Annotated in this window: 8 protein-coding genes; 3 read left to right on the top strand and 5 right to left on the bottom strand. The window is 37.3% G+C overall.

Annotation, left to right across the window (positions count from 1 at the left end; all coding sequences use genetic code 11):
- Positions 1–96: 96 nt before the first annotated feature.
- Positions 97–1,041, bottom strand: coding sequence for a YitT family protein (locus tag K0B81_03200; GenBank protein ID MBW6515609.1), 945 nt, complete (start codon positions 1,039–1,041; stop codon positions 97–99).
- A 170-nt stretch (positions 1,042–1,211) separates the two neighbouring features.
- Here K0B81_03200 and K0B81_03195 point away from each other — a divergent pair, with 170 nt between their 5' ends.
- The 3 genes from K0B81_03195 (at position 1,212) to K0B81_03185 (ending at position 16,281) form a co-directional block, all read left to right on the top strand.
- Positions 1,212–2,873, top strand: coding sequence for a nucleoside kinase (locus K0B81_03195; protein ID MBW6515608.1), 1,662 nt, complete (start codon positions 1,212–1,214; stop codon positions 2,871–2,873).
- 420 nt (positions 2,874–3,293) lie between these two features.
- Positions 3,294–9,371 (top strand): M6 family metalloprotease domain-containing protein, encoded by a 6,078-nt coding sequence (locus K0B81_03190; protein MBW6515607.1) that lies wholly within the window; start codon positions 3,294–3,296, stop codon positions 9,369–9,371.
- 565 nt (positions 9,372–9,936) lie between these two features.
- Positions 9,937–16,281, top strand: coding sequence for a M6 family metalloprotease domain-containing protein (locus tag K0B81_03185; protein ID MBW6515606.1), 6,345 nt, complete (start codon positions 9,937–9,939; stop codon positions 16,279–16,281).
- A gap of 566 nt (positions 16,282–16,847) precedes the next feature.
- Here K0B81_03185 and rfaE1 read toward each other — a convergent pair.
- From rfaE1 to der, 4 genes are read right to left on the bottom strand one after another with little or no spacing between them, the layout of a single operon-like run.
- Positions 16,848–17,837 carry a D-glycero-beta-D-manno-heptose-7-phosphate kinase gene (gene rfaE1 / locus K0B81_03180; protein MBW6515605.1) on the bottom strand — a complete coding sequence of 330 codons (990 nt, stop codon included), beginning with the start codon at positions 17,835–17,837 and terminating at the stop codon, positions 16,848–16,850.
- Between the two features lie 25 nt (positions 17,838–17,862).
- Entirely contained in the window at positions 17,863–19,224 is a 1,362-nt protein-coding gene (gene purF, locus K0B81_03175; GenBank protein ID MBW6515604.1) for an amidophosphoribosyltransferase, read from the bottom strand.
- A 1-nt stretch (position 19,225) separates the two neighbouring features.
- A complete protein-coding gene (gene plsY / locus K0B81_03170) occupies positions 19,226–19,843 on the bottom strand; it encodes a glycerol-3-phosphate 1-O-acyltransferase PlsY (GenBank protein ID MBW6515603.1) in 618 nt (205 codons plus the stop codon).
- Positions 19,833–21,164 (bottom strand): ribosome biogenesis GTPase Der, encoded by a 1,332-nt coding sequence (gene der, locus K0B81_03165; GenBank protein ID MBW6515602.1) that lies wholly within the window; start codon positions 21,162–21,164, stop codon positions 19,833–19,835. The genes plsY and der overlap by 11 nt, the downstream gene beginning before the upstream one ends.
- Positions 21,165–21,231 lie beyond the last annotated feature (67 nt).

Genomic DNA, 21,231 nt, shown 5'->3' with positions numbered 1-21,231 from the left:
TGAGATAAATCGAAAATCTCAAGATATTCTGTCAATAATAATCATTAACAGTTTGATAAAATAATGATGGAAAAGGGATCTATATATTTGTTATAGCTAACTGGAAGAGCTTAAATCAATATTCCGACTTCTAAAACCATAACCCATCACATCACTAACATCAGTAACGATCATAAATGCCTTAGGATCTATATCTTTTACTATATCTCGAACGGTTGCAATCTGGCGACGATGAACTACAGTAAAAAGGATATTGAATTCTTTGCCTGTATAGCTACCTTCACCCTTTATAAAGGTTACTCCTCTATCAAGTTGATTGTAGATCTCTGCTCTGATATCAACCGTGAAATCCGATATGATATATATACCCTTTAAATAAGGCAGCCCTTCACTCGCTATATCGGTTATTTTGGAACTGATAAAGAGGTTTACATATCCCCAAATGATCAATTTTAGATCTGCAAAGACCAATCCAATCAAGAAAATTATAAACGTCTCAACGATCCAGAAACCGGTTCCTAATGATAATCCTGTCTTTTGTTTAATGATGGCTGCCGGAATATCAGTACCTGCAGTAGAGCCCCTAAAGCGGAAAATAATACCGAGTCCTAAACCTAATAAAACTGAACCGGCTAGTGCTGATAGATAAATATCATCAGGACCTAACATAGCGTAGATAACTTTATCATTGATCTGAAAAGTATAAGGTAGCAGGTCTTTAATGATCCCAAAACGAAATAAAGATTCTATACTTACTAAGTCTGTTAGAATTGCCGATACAATCATACCGTAAAATGATCTTATCCCGAAAGTCTTCCCAAGAAAGATGAAGCTGATGACAAACAATGGAATGTTCATCATGATCATGCTCAATCCCACAGGAAAACCAAAGAAGTGATAGAATATTTGTGCTAATCCACCAATACCACCCGGAGCTATCTTATAAGGCACTAAAAACCATGAATAGGCAATAGCCAAAAATAGTGATCCAAACACTATCCCGATATACTGATTTACTACTCTTAATTTCTTTCTGTTCATCTCAACCTCTTGTCAGTACCAAACTTATCTTGGCTGTTTAAAGGTCAATTGAAATCTATAAAATAAGTGCACAGATATTTCGCCATGAGTTAAGTAGTATTCACTTGACTTATAATTGTTTCCCAATTTCTGTCTTGTTGTTAGAAAAAAAATGACTAAGAGGAAAAGAAGTGTTCAAAGTTGATCTATACCAGGATAAAGAGTTTTTAGAGAGTTATACATATGAAGAACCGGTAACTATAAAACAAGTAATATCTAAGCGAAATCTGACAAATTTTGATACTATAAGCTTCAAACTTAACAATGAGTTTGCGAACAGTAATAAAATTATCGTTGAAGATTCGACTTTAGTTTGTGTAGGTTTCGAATCTGAAGAGGGATTCCGTATATACCAAGACTCAGCAATATTCATCATGGCAAAAGCTTTTTATCGATTATTCCCGAAGAATTGGAGTTTGGTGGTCGAACATTCGATCGGTGATGGTATCTACTGTGAGGTCTTTGGTACTGATGAATTTACAGAAGAGCACCTTTCTCAAATAAAACAAGAAATGCTTAATATAGTTGAGAAAGAGCTCTATATAGAAAATATCGAGATCAGTATCAATGAAGCCAGAAAGATCTTTACAGATCAGAATCGAATGGATGTTGTTAAAAACCTGAAGTATAATCATAAAGGGTATGTTCCCGTCTTCAAGTGTGGAGATTATCACGATTACTATATCAGACAGCTCTGTGATAACACGGGAATCATTACTGAATTCGAACTGAATATGAATTCTCCCGGCTTTGCCCTTCGTTTTCCAATAAAAAGTACCAGGAAAGTTCATCCCGACTTTAACTATCCTAAGAAACTCTTTCTAGTGCATCAAGAATCAGATAAATGGTTGAACATCTTTAATGTTCATAATGTCAGCGATCTTAATGCCAAGATAGAGAATTTCGAAATTCTTAATATGATCCAAATTGAAGAAGCTTTACACGAGAAAAAGATCGTGAACTTTGCAGAAACTATTAGTAAAAAAGAAGATGTCAGAGCTGTTTTTATTGCAGGACCCTCATCATCAGGCAAAACATCATTTGCTAAAAGACTATCTATTCAATTGCAAGTTAATGGGATCAAACCAATAATCTTTGGTTTGGACGAATATTTTCATCCTCGATCTATTACACCTGTTAAGTTAACAGGAGAATATGATTTTGAAAACATCCATGCTATTGATCTTGATCTGTTTAATGAGCATATCAAACAGCTACTCAAAGGAAATGCTATTGAACCTCCCAAATATAATTTTTTGACTGGTAAAAGAGAAAAAGGCAATCACCGCATAAAGTTAGATAAAAATAATATCATTATGATTGAAGGGATTCATGGACTCAATGAACATTTATCCGCTTCTCTGAAAAACGAACAGAGTATCAAAGTATATATTAGCTGTCTGAATCAACTAAATATAGATAATCATAATCGTATTGCTACAACTTATTTTCGTAAGATCCGTCGTATAGTGCGAGATAATTTTTTCCGAGGCTATTCGGCTGAAGCTACTTTAGAACGTTGGACTGAGATCAGCGACGGTGAGAATAGGAATATCTTCCCCTATCAGGAAAATGCCGATATTATGTTTAATAGCGGCTTAACCTATGAAATCAATGTTCTGAAAAAACACCTCCTCCCCCTTCTTTATAGAATTTCTAAATACTCTCCTGTTTATACGGAAGCTCAGAAAATCATTTTCCTTGTGGAACACATGCTCGATATCCCCGATGATATGGTTCCCTCTAATTCCATCTTACGTGAGTTTATTGGAGGTAGTATCTTTAAGTACTAAAGCAGTATAATTCTTTTTCTCTTTTATTTACAGAACTACTATTAGCTTACCAACCTTCCAAAAAAGTTGAAACTCATTGCTACAAAGGATTATCTAAAATAGTTTAAAGCACAATATTATTATAGATTTAATTAATTCTTGACAAGATATTAACTATTTTCTACAATCTAACCTGTTAGAGATAACATTTTATATTAGTTATTTGCTGAGGCGTATTTTTCTGAAAGTACTTTTTCCTCTTACATGGAGGAATGATGGAATTGTTCATCAAGTTTGATTTTTATTGATTTTGTTTTATAATTCCTTACAGAGAAACAACAAAAATCTCATTTTATTATCTACCTTATAATTGCTTTTTTCTGAAGGAACAACAAGAAAAAAAATAAGAATTTCCCTAACAAAACGAAATAGGAGTTTTACATGTATAAGTTCATATTACTTATGATTTTGACTATCGCTTTAGTGCCTTTTTTTCTTTATGCAGGTTTTGTTGAAAATATGCCTACTACTATCACTCAACCAGATGGTTCGACTTTGGAAGCTTTCGTAACAGGTGATGAGTATTATCGTCGAGTACACGACGATAATGGTTATACTCTTGTCCTTCATCCGAAAACGGGTTATGCAGTCTATGCTATTCCTGAAGGTGACTCAATAAAAGAATCCGATTATATAGCAGGAAGGTTTGACCCGGCAACTTTGGGTATAGTCCCTCATCTATTTAAAAAAGATCCGGCAATAGATCGTTTGCGAGAAGAGCAGCAGGCAAATCGTGATGCCGGGAATCGCGGTTCTCCAGTAGGTACACTTAATAACATCATTGGTTTTGTACGTTTTAGTGACCAGACTGAATTTCCTAACACGACCTCGTTTAACTTTTATAATGATATGTTCAATTCTACTTCAGACAGATCATTAAAAGATTATTATACTGAGGTTTCCAGTGGTCAACTGACTGTAAATTCTCATTTGTATCCTCCTCCACAAACGGGTGGCTTTGTATTATCCATCCAAGCAGATAACCCGAGAAATTACTATTCTCCCTATAATGCAACGACTAATCCAACGGGTTATAATGATGAAAACGAAATGTGGTCAAGACTATATGATTTAACCGGTGAGTTGATCGAGAAAATTGAACCATATATACCTACGATGGACTTAGATAATGATAATGATGGTATTTTGGATGCGTTGACCTTTGTCTTTCGTGGTGATGTAGATGGTTGGGGAAATATTCTCTGGCCAACTCACTGGAGTTTTGGTAACATTGTTGGTACTATAAATGGTATAGATGTAACTCACTGTGTCTATAATTTCGAAGAACGTATCGGAGTTCGAGTAGTCTGTCATGAAATGGGGCATATGATCGGTTTTCCCGATTTTTATCATTACAGTAATGAATGGCCCTGGAATACCATAGCACCAGTTGCCGGTTGGTGTTTAATGGCTTCCGGTAATAACAATCATAGTCTGGTATATAACAAATGGAAATATGGAACCTGGTTTACGGAAATACCTGTTATTGCTCCAACAAGCACTCCAACCACTTATACACTTCCTGCAGTAGATATTTCTCCCTATGCTGCTTATAAGATAGAGAGTACAAATCCCGATCAGTACTATGTAGTAGAATACCGTCGACAAACCGGTCGCTATGAGATAGGTAATCCCAATAGCGGCTTGATAGTCTATCGCATTATCTCAAGTTACGGCGGACAACCGATAAATGGTAATAAAAATGGTCCTCCGGATGAGGTATATGTTTACCGTGTTGATGGAACTATACATACTAATGGAACACCTGATGCGGCAGCTTATCCAACCCCACAGGGACGCACAGCTATCCATAACTATATGAATCCAAAACCGTGGTTATATTATGATAATAATTCTACTCCTGATGGTTCACTTATTATTACGGATATAGGACCTGCTGGAGGTGAAACTATTTCTTTTGTTTTAAGGGATGTTATCCCTCATTATTGGATAGGTTTTTACTCATCAGATTGGCATAATCCTAACAACTGGAAGCCTGAAACTGTTCCTACAGGAAATGATAACATCATTATTCATGGCAGTCCATGGTACGACCCTATTATATCTGAAGGTAATGCCTATTGTAAAGATATTACGATTATGGATGATGCCGTTTTAACGATCCAGAATTACTATCTTTCTGCTTCTGGTGATATGACAGTGAAGAATCAGATCAACTTGGTAAATGCCGATAGTGATATCTTTGTTCATGGTGATTTGGTCTGGGAAGACGGCTCATCAGTATATATCTTTAATCCTGGTGCTGCCATTAACTGTTATAGAGATCTTATAGTTCAACCCGGTTCATTATTCCACATGCACAACGGAACCCTGCAATTTTATGGTTCTGACCCCTCTCAACTGATCATAAAAAGCCCCGGAAGAATAATCAACAATTTGCATTCCAGTAAATCATCACCCGGTACCTTAACTATCTCATCAGAAACTTTACATCCTTTTAACATTAATGGTAATTTAGTTAATAGTAGTACGAGTGTTACCAATAATAACTTTGGTGGTACTGTTACACTTTTAGGTAATTTATCCGATCTAAATAACAACTCAGGTATTCAATGGAATACAGGAACTCTCAAGATGAGTGGTGATAATCAGACAATTTATTTAGCAGGTACAAATGCTCATTTTCATCATCTTGAGATCAATCCTTCTGACAGCGTTATTCTGAACAGTAATCTTACTATAACAGGAAATTTAATTATTTGGAGTGGAGTACTCTATCCGGTTTCATATACTATCAAGCTATCTGGTCATTGGGATAATACTATTGGTTCAGCCGCTTTTAATGAAGCTAATTCTAAAGTAATTTTCACAGGCACTACCGACAGTTATTGTTACAATGAAGTTTTTAATGAACTCGAGCTCGGTAAAGCAGGTTATGGTCAGCTTATAATACCCTACGGAAACACGGTTACCAGTAATTCCTATAAATGGTCTGGAGGAGTTCTTACTGTCAATGGTGGCACTTTCACTGCTCTGGATATGGCAGACCCCTGGATCAGAGGAATAATTAATCTCAACTCAGGATTTATCCATCTACATCAAGAGAGTTCCCAATATCTTGATCTACGAGCTACACTGAACATCACAGGGGGAGAATTGCATCTCTATGGTGGTAATGGTGACTCTTGGTGGCCTTATGATGGATATGCCGCCCTGAATATGCAGGATGGTCTGATCGATGTTCACGACAATGGCATCTTTATTGCCTCAGCTGAAACTTTCAATACCAATATTACCGGTGGTACGATCAGGACATCAAGAAACTTTTCCTGTCATAGAAACGATTTTAACCCTTCCGGTGGTACAATAGAGCTGTATTCCTCGATAGATGCCCAATTAAATATGACAGTCGGAACTCTTTATAATCTGAAGATCAATAAAACTGATCGTAGCATTGACAACGGACCTGTCACAAGATCGGATATCATCAGACGTGACAGAGAGGGAAATATTATCCGTGAAACCCGGGCAAATACAGTAAGATTGATGTCTAATCTTACCGCTAATAATAATCTTACCCTGGAAGATGGAACACTCTGGCTCTGGGGACGCGAAGCCAATATTACAAACGACATTTTTATCTATGATCAACTCAGAATGTGGGATCCTCTCGATAAGATCATATCAGGTGGAAATTTCTTCTGGTATGATGGTTCGGAAGCACAAATTACAGCGGGTACGATAGAATGCAATTCTTACTGGAGTGTTTATAATGGAGCTAATGTAGTGCTCCCAGCTATAGTGACAACTCACCTGAAATCACCTTGGTCAAGATCTATCCTCTTGGGAGATACCAGTACCCAGTTTGGTAATTTGATCATCGGAGATGGAACTACGGGGGGTACTTATACAACACATAACTCGAGTACAACCGATCTATGGGTTACGGGTAATCTTACCATCGCAGCAAACAATGAACTTGATCTTGGCAACAAAGACCTCTATGTTCTGGGTAATCTCGATCTGGACGGCAAACTCGATATCCATACTACGACAGCTATGATCCAGGGTAAACCTGATTTCGCCCCTACCAGTCTTTTAGCTATTAACAGTGGAAATTTCTACTATTTTGACTCTACTCTACCAAGAACAAATTACTTACGTGGTACTCTTAATATCAACTCCGGTAATTTTGAAGCCTGGTATAACACCCTGGAAGTAGAAGCCGGTTCCTTAACTACGATAAATAGCGGTACCTTGAAATGTAACGGTATTAATGCGGTTCATCCGAATACTTTCCAACCTGCCGGAGGAACAGTAATCTTCAATACAAATCTTTCCGGTGGGAACTATGCTCTGAACATATCAAACGGTAACTGGTTACCGAATCTGATTATCGATTCTGATCCGACAGGATTTTTCTTAGCTAATGATCTTATTATTAAAGGTTCTCTAACCATTGCATCAGGAAATCTTGACGTATCTCCTTCCAATTACAGTATAGTTATTGGAGGCAACTGGACTAATAATATCGGCTCTACAGCTTTTAATGAGAGAAATGGTTTGGTAGTTTTCAATGGCAGTTCGCTCCAATCTATTAACAGTAATGAAGAATTTTATAATCTGACTCTGAATAAGACTTCTTTTCCTTATTTTATAATGTCTGATAGTGTCGTAATGCACATCCACAATCATCTCCTTATAGATAATGGAACACTGGTATTGGCAGAAGACAATTATCTAATTACCTATCATCTAACAATATCTTCTATGGCAGGACTGAACACATATTACTCCAATGAGTCGTATATCGTTGTCAATGGCAATTGGATCGATAATAATTCCACCAGTAGTAATGAAACCGGTTTTTTCTATGATCAATCTACGGTAATTTTCAATGGTACAAGTAATCAGAGTGTTATTCGTACTGGAGCTCCTTTAGAATTCTACAATTTGATCATCGAAAAACCAGCCAGTAGCTATTGCTTTATCAATAATCCAGTGGAGGTTCATGGTTCCTTCGAACTAAATGGAGGACTCTGGCATGATACGGGTAATTACTTCAATCATCATTTCTATAATAATTTTACTGTTAATCCTAATGGCGGATTCAATTCCAATACACAAAACAGTGTGCATTTTAATGGTGCCGAGGATCAGGTTATTACCTATAATGGCACTTCAGGTAATTTCTATGATGTTATTATAGACAAATCAGTTAGCCGAACAGACACTGATGATGGGACTTTACGCTATCAAAGGGTCAGTCTCGGTTCTTCATTACCTCTGATGAATGAAGGAAATCTCACAATTGAAACAGGTTTTCTCGATTCTAACGGTCATAACATAATTTGTACAGGGAATTTAAACATCAACAATGGGGCAATTTTACAGCTCGATGCCGGTTCAACTCTCTATATGGGGAATTTTAAGAGTTTGAATGTCAACGGTGGTGGCCGCTTGGAAGTCTATGGAAGCTCCGGAATACCAGCAACAGTTACGAGTTTTTTTGGCTATTATGATTTTAATGTGGAACTAAACGGTACAATTGCAGCTACTCAAGGATTATTTGAATATATGACATCTAATGGTCTCCACGTTAAAAGCGGAGCAACAATAGATCCAGTTTTTTCTTTAGGAAACTCTTCTTTCAGAAATGGTAGTATAGATGGGACTTTATTAACTATAAACAACAGTGATGTAGTAACAATTCCTCTGGCTCATTTCCCGACAAATACCTGGGGTGGCTTGAGTAACGTCTCAAAAACAGTTAATCAGGGAAGTGTCTCTTTTATTCAATCATATGGTGATTTCAGTGGAGAAGCATTCGATAATGATACATATAATCGTATTATTTGGTCTGATGCCGGATTTATAGATATCCAGATCGTCAGTGCAGAGTGGTCAAATCCTATTCCCTATTTTGGGGATAGTTCTACTCTTACTGTGACGATCCTGAATTCCGGATCATCCAATATTTCAGCAATCATTTACCTTCATTTGTATTATGATCTTGATGATCCGCCGGCTCCCTTTAGTAACGGAGACGAAAATAGAATGATCCGGGCTATGGCTCCCGGGGAATTGATAACCCATAATTTCACGATAGAACATGGAATTCCCGAAGAATGGAATACATGGCTGTATCTTGACCCTGATCAGCTCGTGGACGATATAGACACATCAAACAATATATTTGGCCCTGTACCCATCACGTGGTTAGGATTACCAATGATAACAGACCTTAATATCGAATATCTATCTGCTACAAATTCAATTCATCTTAGCTGGACATATCCAACCTCAGCTGACAATTTCAAGATCTATCGCAGTACTGATCCATATTTTACTCCGAGTGAAGATAACTTGATCATCCGTCCACCCAGCAACCAAACCGAATATACTGAAACAGTAAGCGGACCTTTCTTTTTTTATAGGGTTAGTGCAGAACGATATTTGGATAGACCAGCCAATGGCAACTTTATAATGGGCGAATAAATGAAGTAATTATTTGTTAAGATTAACCTGTAAATAAAACAGAGTTTATATGGTCATAATTATGACTTCTTAACCACAGTTGAAGAAATGATATGCCATAAGGTGTCTCTATAGTCGGATGGTATCCGACTATAGAGACACCTTATGGTTGCTTTAGGTAATTTTATAATCGATTAATTAGTCATGATCTTTTCAGATATGAGTAGTTTGTACTTTATCATTAGCCAAAAGCAATCAAACAAAACAATTAAATTTGCTTAGTACCAAAATTGTTCTTGACAAAATATCTCCAATTTCTTAATAGATAAATTGATAGTGATATCATTTTATTGTAATTATTTGCTGATACGAGATTTGCTAACAGAACCTTTTAATCCTCAAATGAGGAGATATTAATGAAGGTTATTATGTTACAATTGGTGCTGTTTTTTGATATAATAATAATCAACTCATCATAAGATTTTTACTGCTATATATAGTTAGAGTCAGATTCCATATTCTTTGTAGTTAATAATAAGATTCCGATTCAAAACCAATTTTTCGAGATAAAATTTTGGAGGTTGCTATGAAAAAGTTACTTGTGATCTTAGGTTTCGCTTTTATAATTTGCACATTATTTGCTCATTTTGTAGAAAACATGCCATATACTATCACCCAGCCAGATGGTTCTACTTATGAAGCATTTATCACTGGTGATGAATACTATCGGCGCGTACACGATGAAAACAATTATACAATGCTTGTTCACCCCCGAACAGGATATATAGTTTATGCCATACCTGATGGAGATTCAATTACCCATTCCGAATATATTGTTGGTCAATATGATCCTTCTATATTAGGAATATCTCCTGGCTTGTTGAAAAAAGATCCGGCCATTGATCAACGTCGTCGAGAGCAACAGCATTATCGAGGAGAAGGATATCGAACTTCACCGATCGGTACGATTAACAATATAGTGGGTTTTGTGCGTTTCAGCGATCAGACTGAATTTCCTACAGATAATAACTATACCTACTATCAGAATATGTTCAATTCAACATCTCAATCGTCTCTAAAAGACTATTACAATGAGGTTTCCAATAGTCAGTTGTCGATCAATAGTATTCTGCGGCCAACTGCCGGTCCTTCAAGCAGTGTTGTCTCAATCGTATTAGATAATCCCCGTGGCTACTATTCACCTTATAATGAAGTAACTAATCCTATTGGCTATACAGAATCTGAATATAATAGTAGACTAGTAGCGTTAGCAACTGAACTGGTAGAAAAAATTGAAGAGCATGTACCGGATTATCTAGACTATGATAATGATGATGACGGAAGACTAGATGGTCTTACTTTCATCTTTCGTGGAGAAAAAGACAATTGGGGAAATATTTTATGGCCAACACGGTGGGGTTTTTCTGGTTCGGTAGGTACTATTCATGGTGTTAATGTTAGAAGTTTGATTTTTCAGTTTGAAACATCATTGGTAGTAAGAGTTTTGTGCCATGAAATGGGTCATGAGATCGGCTTTCCGGATTTTTATCATAAACCGGTAGATAATGAACCCTGGTCTGGAATATCTCCTGTTGGTGCTTGGTGTCTGATGTCTAATGGCCGTGGACACTCTCTTGTCTATAGTAAACTGAAATATGGAACCTGGTTTGCATCCATACCTGTGATAACTCCCACTGTGACTCCAACAACTTACACTCTTGAAGCTATTGATCAGTCACCATTCGCTGCCTACAAAATACTATCAAGTGACCCTGATCAATTCTATATTGTTGAATATAGACGGAAAGTCGGTCGTTATGAGTATCATCTACCAGCTACTGGTTTAATAATCTATCGGGTACAAACAAGCTATGACGGAACAACTTTAAGAGGAAACATAAATGGTCCACCAGACGAGATCTATATCTATCGACCCGGGGGTACAATCGATGTAAATGGCATCCTTAATGAAGCGAATTATTCAAATAATGTCGGACGAACTGAAATCCATAACTATACTGACCCGAAACCTTGGTTGTATATCGATAATTTTACTACTCCGGATGGTGATCTTGTCATAACAGATGTTGGACCATCAGGGGATCCAACGATCACCTTCATGTTAAGAGACAGTCCACCAAACGTCTGGACAGGTGACATTTCAACTAATTGGCATACAGCAGGTAACTGGCTAAAAAGTACGGTTCCGGGTATAACCGATGACGTGATCATACCAGAAGGACAAGTTCGTTACCCAGTTATTGCTGATGCTGAAGTATTTATCTATCGTCTGAAAATAAACTCCGGAGCAAGTGTCGAGATCAATGCAAATCATCTAAACATTTCTGATGAATTGATCATTGACGGGCAATTGATAATGACCCATTCTTATGGAAATTTGATCGTTAATGGTGATGTAACATGGTTAGCTAATTCCTCGGTATCTATTACACACAGTAATGCTGATATATATTGCAATGGCAATATGGTTTTCGAAATTGGATCAAATGTACAGATGGAATTAGGTTATGTGGAATTCACTGGAAGTAATGATTCTACTATTATTAATAATTCCGCTAACACTCAATTTCATCATTTAATATCTAATAAGACAGCACCCGGTAAATTGATAATCAGTAGTACATCATTTTTTGGGTTCACTATTAACGGAAATCTCTGGAATTTAGCCGGCAGTACGTATGCTTCGAATCATAATAAAATCACGCAATTGAAGGGGAATCTAACAAGTACAGGTAGTATTGCTTTTACAGACGGTGAATTAAAGATGAATGGTGAATCTCAAACTATATCTTTTAATAATTCTAGTGACCACTTAATAAATCTGACTATCTCTCCAGCTTCTATTGTAAATCTTAACAGTGATATTGAGATAAGAGGATCTTTTAATCTTGTTAACGGTTTCTTCAACGCCAATAGTCATACTATTAGAATCCGCAGAGACTGGAATAACACTGTTGGACCTCATGCTTTTATTGAAAGTAGTTCGCGAGTTGTATTCTACGGTAGCAGTCATGATCAGACCTGTAATCAAAGTGAAGATTTCCATATTCTGGAGATAGACAAGCCAGGTAAAGAATTTAAAATCTCAGGTTATATTAGACATATAACATGTGCTGCTTTTAAATGGACTGCAGGTACTGTTTATGTAGGTACTGGTTCTTTTACAGCAAACAGTCTGCTTGATGACGGAATAGTGGGGTCCTGGTCAATTGCTTCTGGTGTAATCAATTTGCATAATGTAGGTTCGTCTATCGATCTAAATGGAGACCTAAATATTCATGGTGGTGAATTTAATGTCTATGGTGGTATTTCTTACTCATTATGGCCAGCTACTAATAATTCAACAATTACCATGAGTAATGGTGTTCTTGATTTTAAGGATCAAGGGGTGAGAATTCACAACAACCCTATCTATACCTTTACTGAAACAATAACAGGCGGTACAATAAAAATCAAGGGTAACTTATTGATTGAGAGACCAGATTTTAATCCATCTGCTGGCATTATAGAACTTTATGGAAGCAATTCCACTACAATATCTCAAGTAAGTGGTTCTAGTTTATGCAATTTGTATATTAATAAGGAAATTTCAAGATATGATCACCAACTTCTTTCCGGATCAGTAAGTCAAAGAACTGACCCTAATATTGTCACTGCTTTAACTAATCTAAACATTACCGGTCAACTATGGATCATAGAGGGTATTCTGGTAGCTCCACCGGTGATAAATATTTCCGGTGATTGGATCAATAGTGTTGGTCCTGAGGGATTTACAGAAGGGTCAGGATTAGTAGTATTTTATGGTACTGACAACAGCTATTGCTACGGAGAAACATTCAATAACTTGGAGTTAAACAAATCTCCGACTGCCAGCTTACGTATATCAACAAATCCAACTTACTGTAATTCTTATAACTGGACATCGGGAACATTAGTAGCCGATACTGGAGTATTCAACACAACTTCTTTAGCTGATAATGGAATTGCAGGACACTGGCTGGTTTACCCAACAGGGATCATTAATGTCCATAATGATGGTTATATAGATCTAAACGGAAATATTGCTATTCTGGGAGGAGAGTTTAATGTTTATGGTGGTTCTGATTTATCCTATTGGTCTTGGGGTGGAGATGCTTTTATAAATATGAGTGGGGGAATATTAGATTTCAAAGATCAGGGAATTAGAGTATATAATAGTACAACTTATACATTCTCAGAGAATATAACAGGTGGAGTCATTAGAACAGTAGGGGATTTTGTATGTAATAGGAGCAATTTTAATCCTACTGGTGGCGCTTTAGAGCTCTATAGTAGTTTTGATTCAATAATTAGTATGGTGAATGGTGCCAATGTCTATGATTTGCACATAAATAAGAATGTTACTGATAGAAGCGATAATATTAGTTCAGTATCTAAAATAGATAGATTTGGTAATGCAATTGAAGCAGCAAGAACTGATAATACTGTAACTGCAACAACAACCCTTAACATTGCCGGTAGTATGCTGATTGAAAATGGAGTCCTTATCGCTCCTCCGATAATTCAAATTTCAGGTGATTGGACTAATTTGGTCGGTCCATCTGGATTTGAGGAGGGTAATAGAGAAGTAATTTTTACGGGGACTGGAAACAGTTCTTGTTATGGTGAGCATTTTTATCTATTAAATGTCAATAAATCAGGTAGTGCATATTTAGATTTCCCAGAAAGTGTTACAGAATGCGATTTTTATAAATGGACTTCCGGAACATTAAGCGTATCAGGTGGTACTTTCACTGCAAATGACTTATTTCAAGTAGTAATGCGAGGAGATTTCAGTGTTTCAGATGGAATAATGAATTTGCATCAATCCCCGACCGGTTTCCTCGATCTATGGGGTAGTATAACTATGTCGGGTGGTGAAATGAACCTTACTGGTGGAGACGGTACTATCTACTGGCCATCAGAACAAGGAAGTGCTATCATAAATATGAGTGATGGTGTGATAGAAATGTCCAACCATCATCTATTTATCAATTCTGAAACCGTATTTACACTAACAGATAATATAACAGGTGGAACTATCCGTACAGTAGGCAATTTTTATTGCGATCGGGCTGATTTTAATCCAATGGGAGGAACTTTTTATCTACATTCTGCAAATGATTCATACGTTCTTACCTCATCAGGAAGTCCATTCAATGTAGTTGTTGATAAGATCGCTAGAGAAAATGAAAGTATAACTATCGCGGATTCTGGAAGAGTGATTAGGTCAACATTAAGCACAATAAACATTGATACCAGGTCAAACAGTGTTGTTTTACTAGGTAATTTTAACTGCTCAGGAAGTTTGATCGTATACAACGGAACATTCAAGCTAAACGGATACGAAGCCAATGTGGGTCAACATATTCTGGTTCATGATAAGATACTGATGAATAGCAATATGGAATTGTTAAGATCCGGATGGAATATCAACTGGTATCCTGGTTCTTTAGCACAAATATCAAATGGTGAAATTCAATGCTATAGTAATTGGTTCGCTTACGATGGTGCTACAGTACAATTACCATTGTCCGTTGTGACTGTAATGAGAGGTTACTATGGTGGTGCGATAAGAATTCAAAGTGCGTTAGCTCATTTTGGGCAATTAGTAATTAGTGTTGATGGACAGAACGAACTCTATGTATATTCATCAGATAGTACCGAACCATTGAAAGTTCTGGGTAATCTGAACATCTTAAGCGGAAATGAACTAAGAATGGACGGAAACATCCTTAGAGTAGGATCAAATATCAACATTAGTAACGGAGCTAAGTTAAGTGTCCAAAACAACCAAGTAGAGATTGGTAACAATGGATCTATCAATGTTAATCTTGGTGGTACTCTTACTATAGCCGGTACTGTTGCTCAAAATGCGTTAATTACCCACACAGAAGGTCATTATAATCTTAATGTTTATTCGGGTGGAACTATCTCAGCTAATAGAGCAATTTTTGAATACACGAGTACGAATGGTATAAATATTATGGATGGAGCTATTGTAGATCCTGTTCACTCATTTCATAATTGTACTTTCAGAAATGGTATAGCAGAAGGTACTCTCTTAACGATAAATAATAATCAAACATTACAGGTTAATAATGCCATTTTTCCTGCCAATACCTGGAGTGGTACTAATAATGTAAGAAAAACCCTGGATCAGGGATCGGTAACCTTTAATAATGTCTCTGGTGCTTTTAGTGGTGATAGTTTTGAAGATGACCTATATAGTCGAATTGCTTGGGTAGTATTAGGCTACGTTGATCTGGAAATTATAGATATCGACTGGTCAATATCGAATCCTTATGTTGGTGATACGATCATTCTTTCGGCTACAGTAGCGAATAATGGTACAATGGATATTCCAAATCCAGTTTATCTGGACTTGTACTTTAATCTCGATGATGCTCCAACACCACGTATGGTTGGAGATCTCTATGCTAATGTTACCTCTGTTACTCCGGGTAGTCCAATTGTTGTTCCTTTTGAGTTCGAGTACTACGTAGCAGAAAATTGGAACTCATGGTTTCAGATCGATACCGATGAAGAGGTTGATGAGAGTGATGAGTTAAATAATACTTATGGACCAATAGAAATCACGTGGCTCCCTTTACCCCCTATTGATGACTTAACTATACTATATTCATCAAATAACAATGCTATTCAGTTACAATGGTCATACCCTTTGAGTGTAGATAATTTTAATATCTACAAAGAAGAAGACCCCTACTTTACTGCCGGACCTGAAAACCTGATTGTCCGACCGGTAAGTACGCTAACTACATATTATGAACTCGTTACCGGACCAAGATCTTTCTATCGCATAACGGTAGAAAGATTCCCCACCAGAATCAGGGAGAGCTTACCTCCAAGAAGGAATATGATTCGATAAAATATTTCATATAAGGAAACTTTACTCGTTTCACCTTGAGTGATTTTTGGAATTCTTGTCAGTTCGACACCGTTGTTACTCTGAGTAGTCTGTACCAAATATGATGAAGAACACTCAGATGACAGGGATTAGGTTAGCAAGATTTGGTAAGTACTCTGGATTATATTTAGCTCATAATAGCTTTATAATGCAGTGTAGGGGCGGTTCACGAACCGCCTATTAGAGTATTTTTCATCTTTTTATCGTGAACCGTTTCATCTTTGAATCAAGAAACAGCTAATTTGTCGGATAATTATTAAAAAAACGGCCGGTTCGTGAACCGCCCCTACACAGATTATTCAACCGTCATCTTGCCTGTGTTAATCATCATTATAACACGTGGTAGGGAATAAAAAAAATAATACACAATCAAAACTCTATGCTACTAAAAAGGCGACCATTGGTCGCCCCCTATAATGTGTTTTCTCACCGTGTCTTCTGTGGCTCAGGGATTTTTATCCCACAATAAACTCTACATCAAATTGATAGAACTACTCTTTGTAGAAATTCAATTTAGTGCTCAATGCTCAGGATTTATTAAAACTCCTGAAAGAGTTGATAATATCTTCCGGATAGGCAGGTTGAATTCCTATTTTCCCGCAAACGGCTCCGGCAGCATGATTGGCTATGATAGCTGCTTTCTCTATATCTACCCCACTGCAAAGTCCAAGAGTCAGGGTACTGATCACTGTGTCGCCGGCACCAGAGACATCATAAACCTCCTGAGCAAAGGTAGGGATATCGATACGATCTCCTTTCTGAGTAAAAATGACCAACCCCTTCTCCCCTCTTGTGATAATTAGATACTCCGGGCTAAGTTTATGCATCAAAACCCTTGCTGCATAATCAAAGTCCTCTTCACTCTCGATCGGTAGCCCTGTATTCCTCTGCAATTCATTAAAATTTGGTTTAAATATGGTAGCATTACGATAGAGAAAGAAATTTTTGAATTTTGGATCTACGGTGATTGGTTTATTTGCCATAGTAGCTGTTTTCATGATCTCTTCTATAACTCTGGCAGTTAGAAGTCCTTTGTTATAATCCTCAATAATCACACCATCTATTTGAGAGATCAGTTCTTGGAAGGCATTGATAATTTTATCTTCTAACTCTTTGTCAATATCGTCTCGAGACTCATAATCTACTCTCACTACCTGTTGATGATGACCAATTATCCTGCTTTTTCTAGTCGTTGGTTTTCTTTTATCACGCAATAAAAAACTTTTTTCTATGCCTTTTTCTTCCAATATTGAGAAAATCTGGTCACCAAACATATCATTCCCAGTTGTACCTATAGTGAAAGGTATAGCATTAAGTGCCTTTAGATTAAATACTACATTAGCAGCTCCTCCGAGCCGATATTCTTCTCTTTCTACATCGATTACAGGAACAGGAGCTTCCGGAGAAATTCTTTCGACTTTGCCCCAGAGATAATGATCGAGCATCATATCACCAATAACAGCAATTTTCTTGTCTCTATAGCTTTCAATAATCTCATTAATTTGGTTTAGATCCATTGTTCGTCCTCCACTTCCTTAATGATCATTTTACCGGATAATTCCCATTAAAGCAAGCATAGCAGTAGTTTTCCGGTTTCCTGACTGTCTTTTTTAAGGCATCAATCGAGAGATGCAAAAGTGAATCAGCACCTATATAGTTTTTTATCTCCTCCAAAGGTAACTTATTGGCAATAAGTTCTTCTCTATTAGGTGTATCAATGCCGTAATAGCAAGAAAATTTTACTTGTGGTGAACCAATACGAAGATGCACCTCTTTTGCTCCCGATTGTTTGATCAATTTGATCAAATTCCTGATCGTTGTACCTCTCACTATAGAATCATCAACCAGAACGATTCTTTTCCCTTCCAGAAAGTTCGGAAGGGTATTGAATTTTTGATGCACGCTTTCATCACGGATTGTTTGTTCCGGTTTGATAAAAGTTCTTCCAACATAGTGATTTCTGATCAGACCCATTTCATAGGGAATGTTTCTTCTTCTGGCATATCCGAGAGCTATAAAATTTGCCGAATCAGGTACAGGAATGACCATATCTGCTTCACAATCATCATTTTCAGCCAAATAATAGCCAAGAGCTTGCCTGACTTGAAAGACATTCTCACCAAAATGAAAGCTATCCGGTCTGGAGAAATAGATATGTTCAAAGATACAGTGAGTTGAACTTTGTTTCTCTCCTAATGTGGCTGATATTCCCGACTGAGTTTCTAACTTATCTTTGCTGACAATGATAATCTCTCCAGCTCCGACTTCATTTGCTTGTCTGATCCCGATTATATCAAGAGCACAACTTTCCGAAGCAGCAACAACTACCCCATCAGACCGTTTACCCCAAACCATTGGTCTGATAGCATGTGGGTCTCTAAACATATAGAGTTCATCACGCGTTGCTAATACAGTTGAGTAAGCCCCTTTAACATTAGTCATCAACTGGGAGATACTCTCAGGAATTGTCTTCCTCTCTTTCTCAACCTGATAGACAATGTATTTAAGCAGCAACTCACCATCATTATCACTATTGAAATAGACCCCTTTATCTTCTAATTCTTGCCGGAGCTGTTTATAATTGACGATATCACCGTTACTTGCCAACGCAAAAGAGGGCCCTGCTAAAGTCTCAACAGTATGGGGCTGGGAGTTGAATTCTGTTGCTGATCCACAGGTTGGGTAACGAACATGTCCCACTGCTATATATCCATTCAGATCTGTTAATAACTCAGGGGTAAAGACCTGCTTAACTAAACCCATTTTCTTTTTTAATTTAAAAACCTTTCCGTTGCTGACTGCCATCCCGCAGCTTTCCTGTCCTCTGTGTTGTTCGGCAAAAAGCCCCAACATAGCTAGTTCAGCAGCTTTTTCTTTATTGAAGACCCCAATTATCCCACACACTTTATTTGCTCCTAAAACTTATCTTATTCTCTGTACCGTTTATTAAACGGCTAATATTGGTTTTATGTTTAAATACGATAAATCCTGCCACTATGATAACTAATATCAGATATTCTATGTTTTGCATTCCATTTCGGAATGTGAATACACTTTGTACAACAATTAATGCTATTGCTGCCACTATTGAGCTAAGAGAGACATAACGGCTGATAATCGTAACAACAATAAAGCAGAGTAGAGCGATCAAAATAGAAACCGGGATCAGAGCAGCAAAAACACCGGCTGAAGTAGCTACCCCTTTACCCCCTTTGAATCGGAGAAAGATAGTGAACATATGCCCAACAATTGCGGTCAAACCGGCGAAGATATATATCAGACTACTCTCAGGCATGATCAACTTAGCAAATAAAACAGCTCCAAATCCTTTGAGCAGATCCAATAAAAAGGCAATCAACCCAATTTTCCACCCTAAAACACGCAATACATTAGTAGCTCCGACATTTCCGCTTCCGTGTTCTCTGATATCAATTCTTTTAATGATTTTCCCTAACAGATATCCGAATGGTACACTACCCATTAGATAAGAAACTACTATTATCAAAACAAGATTACTTAGCATTCTTTTGTCTCTCTTTGCTACGAAATATCGTTTTTATCGTTACCCCTTCAAATTTGAAGCGTTCCCGTAATTGATTATGTAGATATCTACGATAACTCTCTGTTATAAACTTGGCGTTATTACAGAAAAAGATGAATACCGGGGGCTGAACACTCGGCTGAGTGCAGTAATAGATCTTGGTATGTTTTCCACTGGAATGAGCAGGAGGAAATTTCCCTACAACCTTTTCCATAAAATCATTCAGTTCGGAAGTTGATATCCTCTTTTTGCTCTCTTCGTCTATCTGCAGTATCAGGTCGAGTATCTTTCTCAATCTGAGATTAGTCAGGGCAGAGATGAAGACTATAGGTGCATAATTGATAAAAGAGAGATCTTCCCGGATATCTTTAACAAAATTTCCGATAGTTTTGTTATCTTTAGTGATCAAATCCCATTTATTAACGGTTATGATAATGCTTTTATAATTACGGGCAGCATAAGAGGCAATCTTCTGATCCTGCTCGGTAACACCATCATCGGCTGCTATCATCAGCACGACAATATCACTCCGGTCGATACTCTCTATTGTACGCATCACGCTGAAATACTCAACCCCATATTTAATGCTCTTTTTGCGTCTTAAGCCGGCTGTATCTATCAATCGGATATTCTTTGCATGATAACGAAGATTTGAATCTATAGCGTCGCGAGTAGTACCCGGTACTTTGTCAACAATAGCTGTGTTTTCTCCCACTAATCTATTCAGGAGAGAGGACTTGCCGACATTTGGTTTCCCGACAATCGAAACCTTGATCTCATCAATCTCAGTTTCTTCATAATCTGATGTTTCGAGACGCTCAATTATCGAATCCAAGAGATCACCAATATGTCTCCCGTGGGTAGCTGAAATTGCCTGCGGTTCTCCAAAACCGAGTTTCATGAAGCCGAAAACGTCAAGCTCCTCTTCCTGTGTATCAGCTTTATTGGCAACTAAGAGAACCTTGTGATGATGAGCGGTTAGTAATTTTCCGATCTCCATATCCAAAGCAGTTACATCAACTTTAGCATCTACTATAAAGAGTATCAGATCAGCTTCGGAGATTGCTATCTCCGCCTGTGTCTTGACTGCTTTCGTAATATCGTCTTCCGGATTAAAAACAATACCACCGGTATCAACAAGATAAAAGGTTTTATTAGTCCACTCGACAATTTCATATTTCCTGTCGCGAGTAATCCCCTCCATCGCATCAACAATGGCACTCCGCTTACGACAGAGACGATTAAAGAGAGTCGATTTCCCAACATTAGGACGACCTACAATAGCGACAATTCCCTTTCTCATGAGCTTCCTTGATTTTTTTTGTCACATTCGAACCGTAACTATATTTGTCAATAGAATATCAGGTTAA

The organism is Candidatus Cloacimonadota bacterium, from assembly GCA_019429305.1.
GTDB lineage: Bacteria > Cloacimonadota > Cloacimonadia > Cloacimonadales > JAJBBL01 > JAHYIR01.
Note: the sequence above shows the minus strand (reverse complement) of the source record. Positions and strands in the feature narration are given on the sequence as shown.

Bases quoted from the DNA above. Each gene is read 5' to 3' on its own strand.
- K0B81_03190 (MBW6515607.1), top strand. From the start codon at position 3,294: ATGTATAAGTTCATATTACTTATGATTTTGACTATCGCTTTAGTGCCT.
- der (MBW6515602.1), bottom strand. From the start codon at position 21,164: ATGAGAAAGGGAATTGTCGCTATTGTAGGTCGTCCTAATGTTGGGAAA.
- K0B81_03200 (MBW6515609.1), bottom strand. From the start codon at position 1,041: ATGAACAGAAAGAAATTAAGAGTAGTAAATCAGTATATCGGGATAGTG.
- rfaE1 (MBW6515605.1), bottom strand. From the start codon at position 17,837: ATGGATCTAAACCAAATTAATGAGATTATTGAAAGCTATAGAGACAAG.
- plsY (MBW6515603.1), bottom strand. From the start codon at position 19,843: ATGCTAAGTAATCTTGTTTTGATAATAGTAGTTTCTTATCTAATGGGT.
- K0B81_03185 (MBW6515606.1), top strand. From the start codon at position 9,937: ATGAAAAAGTTACTTGTGATCTTAGGTTTCGCTTTTATAATTTGCACA.